This is a genomic window from Sphingomonas turrisvirgatae, assembly GCF_001721295.1.
GTDB classification, from domain to species: Bacteria; Pseudomonadota; Alphaproteobacteria; order Sphingomonadales; family Sphingomonadaceae; genus Sphingomonas; species Sphingomonas turrisvirgatae.
On record NZ_MDDS01000010.1, the window covers coordinates 72,356 to 79,247 of the forward strand.

The 6,892-nt window shown below is 61.3% G+C and carries 4 protein-coding genes; 1 reads left to right on the forward strand and 3 read right to left on the reverse strand.

What is annotated here, in order from left to right; all coding sequences use genetic code 11:
• Positions 1-225 precede the first annotated feature (225 nt).
• Positions 226-2,853 (forward strand): WD40/YVTN/BNR-like repeat-containing protein, encoded by a 2,628-nt coding sequence (locus BFL28_RS04565; RefSeq protein ID WP_069319424.1) that lies wholly within the window; start codon positions 226-228, stop codon positions 2,851-2,853.
• Between the two features lie 25 nt (positions 2,854-2,878).
• Here BFL28_RS04565 and BFL28_RS04570 read toward each other — a convergent pair whose 3' ends face one another.
• The 3 genes from BFL28_RS04570 to BFL28_RS04580 form a co-directional block, all read right to left on the reverse strand.
• Positions 2,879-4,174 (reverse strand): MFS transporter, encoded by a 1,296-nt coding sequence (locus BFL28_RS04570; protein WP_069319425.1) that lies wholly within the window; start codon positions 4,172-4,174, stop codon positions 2,879-2,881.
• A 5-nt stretch (positions 4,175-4,179) separates the two neighbouring features.
• Positions 4,180-5,328 carry a mandelate racemase/muconate lactonizing enzyme family protein gene (locus BFL28_RS04575; RefSeq protein WP_069319426.1) on the reverse strand — a complete coding sequence of 383 codons (1,149 nt, stop codon included), beginning with the start codon at positions 5,326-5,328 and terminating at the stop codon, positions 4,180-4,182.
• A 79-nt stretch (positions 5,329-5,407) separates the two neighbouring features.
• Positions 5,408-6,892: beta-galactosidase (locus BFL28_RS04580; protein ID WP_173655675.1), on the reverse strand; the 1,485-nt coding region annotated here is incomplete at its 5' end.

Here is a 6,892-nt window from a genome sequence, read left to right on the forward strand (position 1 = left end):
TGAATGCTCCGCCGCCCTTGGAACACGCTCTGATCCGCACCATGGCCCCTGGATCGATCCGGCCCGTTGCTCACCCGCGAGCGCCTGCCCAGGCGATTGCTGCGACGCGCAGAGGTTGGCAATGTGATGCCGCGAACTTCACCCCGCCCCCTCCTCTTAACCCGGACCGTTGCGAGTGCGCTCGCGATATCGCTTGCTACAGCAGGCTGCGCCCGGACCGCGACGATGGCGCCACGATCGGCGCACGCCGAGCCATCCGATGCCCGCTATTTCGAGCGGCTGCGCAGTGAACGGATCGCCTCCGATCCGCGCGTAGTCTGGCATCCCGTGGGGCCGGGCATGGCGGGCTATAATGAGGAACTCTGGCCGCATCCTACCGATCCAAAAGCCATCTTCATCGGCCCGGACATGCATGTCAGCTATGGCAGCTGGGACGGTGGCAAGCGGTGGCACAGCCTCAAGGACGCTGACGGCACCGGCGACGAAATGAAGCGCGTCGTCGATGTCGAATTCTCGCGCCAGCGAGCGGACTTGGGCCATGCGATCGATTGGAACGGCTGGCTCTACCGCACGACCGATCGGGGCCGCACCTGGACGAAGCTCACGGAACTGACGCGCAGCTGGAAGTCATTCGGCGTCAATCCTTACGACCCTGCCGCTTTTACAAAGGGGTGGTATGACGAACAGCTGGGAACGCGGCTGTCGGAACTGACCGTCGATCCGACCGACGACCGCGTCTGGTACATCGGGCCCGGCAACTTCTGGGACGTCAAGAACAATCACCGGTCCGTGGCCCGGCCGGGTGGCAAACCGGAACGCTATGTCGACTATGGCTACATTCTAAAAAGCGTTGACGGCGGAAGGAGCTGGCAAAGGATCACTGCCGGATTGCCCGCTGACCTGGATGTCGGGCGGATCATCGTCGATCCGCGGGCGCCGCAGCGGCTGGCCATGGCGTCGAACAAGGGATTATTCCTAAGCGACGATGGCGGATTGAGGTGGCGCCGAGGGGGCGCGGGCCTGCCAGCCAACTTGCCGCGCGACCTCGCAATTCATCACAACCCGTCGACAGGCCGCACCCGCCTGTTCTTGGTCGAACAGACCGCCTATGTTCCCAAGGATCGGACGGTTCACGCAGTGGGGGGCATTTTCGTCAGCGACGATTTCGGGCGCAGCTGGCACGATATCAGCGGCAACCTGCCTTTCGACCTCGCGCGAATCAATTATCCGATCGAAGTGGAGCGCTATTACCGCACGATCAGCCATTGGCTCGGCATTTCACAGGCGGATGCTCATAAGTCGTTTCCCGAGCTGCCGCAATCGACGCTGCCGGTCTTCAACAGGATCGCCGTGAACCCGCGCAATCCGGACGAGATCTATGTCGCACTCAACAAGAAGCACGATCGAACATTCGGCCCGGGCGAGTTGTGGCGCACGCTTGACGGGGGGAAAAACTGGCAGGTGGTCGTGCGCTATGGCGATTACTGGGGCAGCGGCAAGGACGCCGACTATTGGCGCGGCCGTGGCAATCCGAGTTCGGCCAATGTCGAGTTTGCGCACCTGCGCCATGAACTCGACCGACAGGCTGAGCTGTCAGGAAACCGCCTGTTGGAAGTCGGGCCGGATGGTACGGTTTATGTCAGCATCGACCAGCAAACGCACAAGTCCACCGACAGGGGGGAAAGCTGGCACCAGATCGACGATATCGAGATTGACGGCGAACGAAGCCGCTGGATCGGCCGCGGCAATAGCGACCTGCCGGGTCGGCTGATCATTGTCGACACCGGCATTCCCGGCCGGCGCCTGATGGCAAGCGGCGAGCATGGCATCTGGCAGACTGTCCCGCACACCGCTCCGATCGATCCGGCCATCGTCCTGGTCCAGCAGATCGAGGGGCAGGTGCATCATGGCGGGATGGTTTCCATCGCCACGATGGCAGTGCATCCGCGTGATCCGCACATCATCTATGCATTGTCGTGGCGCCAGGCGCATGCGGGCAAGGTTCGCCGGTCCGTCGACGGCGGCAAGAGCTGGACGAACATCGGCACCTTGCTGGAAGCTGGGCGGGACGAACCAGGCCAGCAGGCCGATTTCGGCAAGGGCCCGCCCGGCATGCTGCCCGAACAGAATTCGCTGACAATTGATCCGGTCGATCCGAACAACATGTACGTGCTGGTCACGCGCAACGCGTTCACCGAAATTTACCGGTCGAACATTCGCGCACCATCGGTCGGCGGTTATGGGTTCATGCGGTCACGCGACGGGGGGCGGAGCTGGGCCGTGAGCAATGCCGGGCTGCCGGCGTCCGTCAGCTTGCGTCGCCTGGCAATGGACCCCGATGACCCGGCAATACTCTATGCGGCGGCAAATGATGTCGAAGGGGGCCTCTATGTCTCGACCGACCGTGGGTCGAACTGGCGGCGCATGGTGCTTCCGCCGGAAATTCGCAGCGTCAACAGCGTGTTTATCGATCGAAGGACCCGCGCGTTCTACATCGCAACTGGGTCTCCCTATGACGGTTCGCTTTCCGAGGGCGGTGCATGGCGCAGCCGCGATCGTGGCAAGACCTGGCACCGCATCTTCTCCGCGCCGTTGGTGACCCAAGTCGAATCTTCGCCACTCGACCCTGACCTTCTGCTTGCTACAGTGTATCGCGAGATGAAGCCGGAGGTCACCTTCCGCAACCCCGGACTCTTCCTGTCCCGCGATGGTGGAAATAGCTGGGCAAAGATCAACAACGGTCTAAACAGCCATGAAAAGATTATCGACGCAAAGCCCGATGCGCATGACCGGCGACTGCTCTGGGCCGCCGGTTGGGGAAGCGGCTGGAATGTCGGCGTCATCGGCGAATAGCCCATGACTAGGAGGCGCCGCCCCGTCAGTTGCAGGATGGCGCGGGCACCCGTTCGATCTTCCCCACCAGCACCGTGTAGGCGAAGATCCCGATGAGCGTCACAACGCACATATAGATCAGCGCAGGGGTGAAATTACTGCCCTCAATCAGCAGGCCGATCACCAGCGGCGTCACCACGGCGGATAGGCCACCGATGAAGTTGAACACGCCGCCTACGAGCCCGATATGGTTGCGTGGCGCCAGCAGCGAGATGAAAATCCAGGTAATCGACGCCAGCCCATTGCCGAAAAACGCCAGCGACATGATGACCATGACCTGGAGGTCGGTTTCGGCATAAATCGCACTCACCATGCTGGTCGAAAGGGCGATGCCGATCAGGACCGGTGCCTTGCGTGCCAGCCCCTGATCGACTCCGCGTCGCACCATCCAGTCGGACAGCGTGCCGGAAAGCAGGATGCCGCAGAACGCCGCCAGGAACGGGGCGGAGGCGATGAAGCCCACCTTAGCGAACTCGATGCCGCGGCTCTCGACGAGATAGGTCGGAAACCAGGTCAGGAAAAAGATCGAGACGGTACCGATGCAGAACTGCCCCAGATATACGCCCCACAGCTTCCGGCTCGACAATGCCACCGACAGTCCGCTGAGCGCCGGCGCCTTCGCCGCCTTTGCAGCGGACCCACCGTCATGCCGGTCGGCCCAGTCGATCAGCGCGCCGCCCGCTGCCATTGCCCTCCGCTCCGGTTCGGTCAGCCGCGCGTCCTGGTCTGGATCGCGATACAGAATGTGCCAGATCCATGCCCACACGATGCCGACAGCGCCACAGGCATAGAATAGGGCTCGCCAGCCGAACTCCGCCTGAAACGCCACGAGCAGCGGCGCGAGAAATGCGAGGCCGAGATATTGGCCGGACGTGTAGAATGCGATCGCTCCGGCCCGTTCGCGTTCGGGAAACCAACTGGTCACCACGCGATTGTTGATCGGATAGGAAGGCGCCTCGAACACGCCGACCAGGACGCGGCACACAACCAGCATGATCAAGGTGCCAGCCATCCCCTGAACGATCGTCGCGATTGACCACAGCGTCAGCAAAAGGGGGTACAGCAGGCGCGGCCGAACGCGGTCCGCCAACAGCCCGCCGGGAATCTGGAACAGCGAATAGGTCCAGGCAAAGGCTGAAAAGACGATCCCCATCTCGATCTTCGTCAGCGAAAGGTCGCGCGCCAGATCGATCGCCGCGATCGAGATGTTGGTCCGATCGAGATAGTTGATCACGACCGTCACGAACAGTGCGACCAGAATGGTGAAGCGACGGCGCGGCATCGTCCTTACCAGTTGGTGTAGGAACCGTCGGGCTTATACCGCCGCGGGCATTCCCAGAATGCGAAGCTGCCGGCGCGCACCGCTGCTTCATCGACTTCAAGGCCCAGGCCGGGCGCGGTCGGAATGGCAAAGCGGTTCCTGTCCAACTGCGGCCGATTCGGGAACAGACGGTCATAATCGGCCGTGCTTCGCCCATAGGGATCGACCTCCTGCCAGGACAGGTTCGGCACCGCCGCCGACATATGGATCGTCGCCATCGTGCATATCGGCCCGAGCGGGTCATGAGGCATGATGTCGATATAATGCGCTTCCGCCATCGCCGCGATTTTCATCGCCTCGGTAAAGCCCCCGACATTGCAGATGTCGATCCGCGCGAAATTGGTGAGGCCGCTTTCGATATAGGGGAGGAAATCCCATTTCGACGCGAACTCCTCGCCGATCGCAAAGGGCATGTCGGTCATGCTGCGCAGCTGGGTATAGGCCGCCGGGCATTGCTGGCGGATCGGTTCCTCGAGGAAATCAAGCGTACCGCTCGGCATGCGCTGGCAGAAGGACGCCGCTTCGGCCGGTTGCAGGCGATGGTGGAAGTCGATACCCAGCGCAACATCGCTTCCTAAAGCGGCACGCGCTTCGATCACCGCGTCGGCGGCAATGGCGATCGCCTTGCGCGGATCATAAACGTGCGGGCCAGCGACAGACTCACCGGTGGTCGCGCGAATGCAGTCCCACCCCATGTTCTTGAGCCGCACCATGTCGGCGATCATCGCTTCGCCATGCGCTTCGGTCGTGGTGATGAAACATGGAATATGGTCGCGTTGTGCTCCGCCGAGCAATTGATGTACCGGCACGCCCAGCGCCTTCCCGGCGATATCCCAAAGCGCAATGTCGATCGCGGAGATGGCCGCAGTGATCGTGCGTCCGCCCTCAAAGTAAGCGCCGCGATACATTTCCTGCCACAGCGCGCCAATCCTGCGCGCGTCCTGACCAACCAAAAATTGCTTCAGGTGCTCGACCATCGCTGTGACCGCGAGCTCGCGCCCCGACAGCCCGGACTCGCCCCATCCGGCAATCCCCTCATCGGTCTCAACTTTGACAAGGCAGATGTTGCGGTGATCCGCCCACAAGGGAAACGCCGAGATGTCGGTTATCTTCATTTTTAGCCCCTGCAACTGCGCCGCTCGCGCGCGTAGATCGACAGCCTGGCCGCGGCCCCGAGTCCGGGCCGGCGCCTGCTCATTTTTTCTCGAATCGACGCTGATACAGGCCGTAATTCACGCGCCGGGCGGATTCTGCCATCTCCGGATAGGGAATATCGGTGGTCGTGACCCAGCCGACATTATAGTTCTCGCCATCATAGGAGCGGCCGGTCACATCATCGTCAATATACTGGAACCAGTGCGCGCCGACCATCATCGGATGATCGATGACGCTGTTGATATACTGCTCATAGATCCGCGCGCGATCCTTCTGGTCCGACGCAGCGATCAGCCCGGGATGATAAAAGGGGGTGTCGGATGTAGCGCCGATATGGAACTCACCGATGATGACCGGCTTGTCATAGGCGTTCAGGAAATCCCATTTGTCAGGATGCATGACTTCCTTGTAGTTATTGAAGCTCAGTACGTCCGAATGCTTTAACGACGCCTCGATAATCTCTTCGGGCATGCCCCACTGCGCCATGCGCACGCCCATATACATGTGGTTGGGCATGACACGCTTGAGCTCGCTTTGGACGGTGCTGAAATATCTCTCGCCATAATCGCGCATCATCCGCGACAGATCCGGTCGCGCCGCTTCCAGCTGTACCGGAACGGCGCCCGTGCCGAACGCTTCCCAGCTGGCGAACTTCGTGCCCCACACAGCGTTGAGCGCCGCAACCGTCTTGTACTGGTCACGCAGCATCTGCGTGAAGCGTGCCTTGGCCGGGCTCTCGGAGATTTTCTTACTCAGCGCGTCCAGTACCACGCCATATCGCGTCGCTGTCGTGTCGCCGCGGCCCCAGCTCTTTTCATTGTCCACGAACACGCCGACGCACCAAGGCGAATTCTGAACTTCGCGTGCGATCTGCTCGATGGTCAGTCGCGCGCGGCGTACAAAGTTTGGATCATAAACGTCCGGCAGCGGCGACCATACGTCGTCGCCCGACGACAGCGTCTTGAAGTTTCCGATGATCCAGCCATTGGCGAAATAGGGGATGCGACCATTCTGGTAGAAGCTGGGATCCACCCAATTGCCAAATGAGGTCATGCCCCAATCGCGCATCCGGTCAATCGTCACCTTGCGCCAGGTCGCCATGTAATCCTTGCCGTAGCGACGCTCGAGATTGGCCTTGTAGAAGCTGAAGATCTCGCCGTGTTGGACGGCGCCGCGCTTCGTCTCGCGGGCATAGCCATAATGGCTGCCGAGCGGGTCGTCATAGGTCGGCAGCCATTCGAACATCTGCCGCCTGAGCGGAGAGGCGAGAAACCGGCTGGCGCGGTATTTCTTGTCGACCGGAACGATGTCAACCGAATCGTCGGGTGTGAGCTCCTCGGGATCGATGAACCGCGCTTCGGGATCGTTGAAATCATACCCCGTGATCGTCCCCATGTTCGCCATACGGATATTGGCCAAGCCGTTCGAAAAGAACAGGTGGCCGTCCGGATCGATCATCCACCATTTTCCGTCGACTTTCTCCGCTCGGAAGAACCCCGTGCCCTTGCGCTTCGGCCCATCGGC

Excerpts from the sequence above, each read along its gene's own strand:
- BFL28_RS04570 (WP_069319425.1), bottom strand. The coding sequence starts at position 4,174 with ATGCCGCGCCGTCGCTTCACCATTCTGGTCGCACTGTTCGTGACGGTC.
- BFL28_RS04575 (WP_069319426.1), bottom strand. The coding sequence starts at position 5,328 with ATGAAGATAACCGACATCTCGGCGTTTCCCTTGTGGGCGGATCACCGC.
- BFL28_RS04565 (WP_069319424.1), top strand. The coding sequence starts at position 226 with ATGGCGCCACGATCGGCGCACGCCGAGCCATCCGATGCCCGCTATTTC.